Origin of the sequence: Candidatus Thiosymbion oneisti (assembly GCF_900092655.1) — a bacterium.
Lineage (GTDB): Bacteria > Pseudomonadota > Gammaproteobacteria > Chromatiales > Chromatiaceae > Thiosymbion > Thiosymbion oneisti.
Genome location: NZ_FLUY01000614.1, coordinates 1 through 1,242, shown reverse-complemented (window position 1 = coordinate 1,242; position 1,242 = coordinate 1). Strand labels below are relative to the sequence as shown.

General features: G+C 56.8%; 2 protein-coding genes. One reads left to right on the top strand and one right to left on the bottom strand.

Annotated elements, in window-relative coordinates; genetic code table 11:
• Positions 1-255 precede the first annotated feature (255 nt).
• Complete coding sequence (locus BQ17_RS06760; protein WP_089725508.1) at positions 256-450, bottom strand: helix-turn-helix domain-containing protein; 195 nt, start codon at positions 448-450, stop codon at positions 256-258.
• Positions 451-525: 75 nt separating this feature from the next.
• Between BQ17_RS06760 and BQ17_RS06755 the strand changes: the two genes are divergently transcribed.
• Complete coding sequence (locus BQ17_RS06755) at positions 526-885, top strand: helix-turn-helix domain-containing protein (RefSeq protein WP_089725505.1); 360 nt, start codon at positions 526-528, stop codon at positions 883-885.
• Positions 886-1,242: the final 357 nt, after the last annotated feature.

The following is a 1,242-nucleotide window of genomic DNA, read 5'->3' as shown; positions in this document are numbered from 1 at the left end:
GATGGCCGCAACATCCCAGCGGTCCGCTCCGAGACACTCCGCGGCGCGGAGCTTCCGCGTTCCCACGCAGCGCGTGGGAACGAGAGAAATAACCAGGTGGTCAGCGTAGGGTCCGCTGTGCGGACCTTCTGAATGTCAACAGTACGTAGGATGGGCAAAGCAAGCGCCCTTCGGAAGGGTTCCAAAGTTTCGGTTATGCTGCAAAGTTTGTGCGCTGCGACGACTGGTCAGGATGCACCGAGCGCAGCGTGCCCATCAATCCAGTCGCCAAGTACCGGCAACCAGGCGCGGGCTTACCCGGCCCAACCGGATCGCCGCACCTGTTGCCCGATCACTGTATTTGGTGGGCAGCTGGTCCGGCAGCTTCGAAATCAAGCTCCGATGGACACCCAGCGCCTCCGCCAATGCCTGCTTGCTCCCAAAGAGCTGAATCGCCTCCGTCTTGGTCATGTCTGCTGTCTCAAAATATGAATATATTCACATATAATATAGCATACGAACCGATTGCTCAAGTAATTTTTGAGTATGAACACATTTGGCGATCGGGTTGCTAATGCAAGGGGACGGGTAAAACTGAGACAGACCGAGCTCGCAGAGCGGGTCGGTGTAACGCCGGGCGCGATCAACAAGATCGAGTCTGGTGAAACCAAGGGGGCAAAGCCGAGTACACTGGCAGCCTTGGCACGCACCCTCGGGGTCAGCATGGAGTGGTTAGCGACCGGCAAGGAAGGCTATGTCCTGGAGCCGCATGGCGACTATGCCGTGGAGCAGGTGAACCGTCTGTTGGCCGCCTGGGAAGGCCTGCCGCTCACGCTGCGGGTGCCCTTGTTGGCACTCATCGAATCCATGGCGGGGGTGGAGGATCCGGCCGTCGGATCGGATTGATGCCCACCATTACCCATAGTTTTCTTTTATCCGCAGATTACGCAGATTGGTTCGTTTTTCATCTGTGGAAAGCTGCATAATCTGCGGCTTGAAAAGGCTTGCGGATGGCCTGGACGGAAATGCCCGTTAGCAGCAATCCCTAAGAGGCTGTCTAAAAATTAAGATACTGATTTTAGGTCATAAAATCTGTAAATTTGCGCTCGTTCCCACGCTCCAGCGTGGGAACGCTGGCTTGTCCGCTCCAGCGGACTCAGCTCCTCTGTACTGATAGGCGTTGGCGGTTAGCCTACCGAGGCACTTAATCGACGCTGGAGCGTCAGATCCCTCCTCCGTCGGGACCAGGTCTGCTCCCACGCT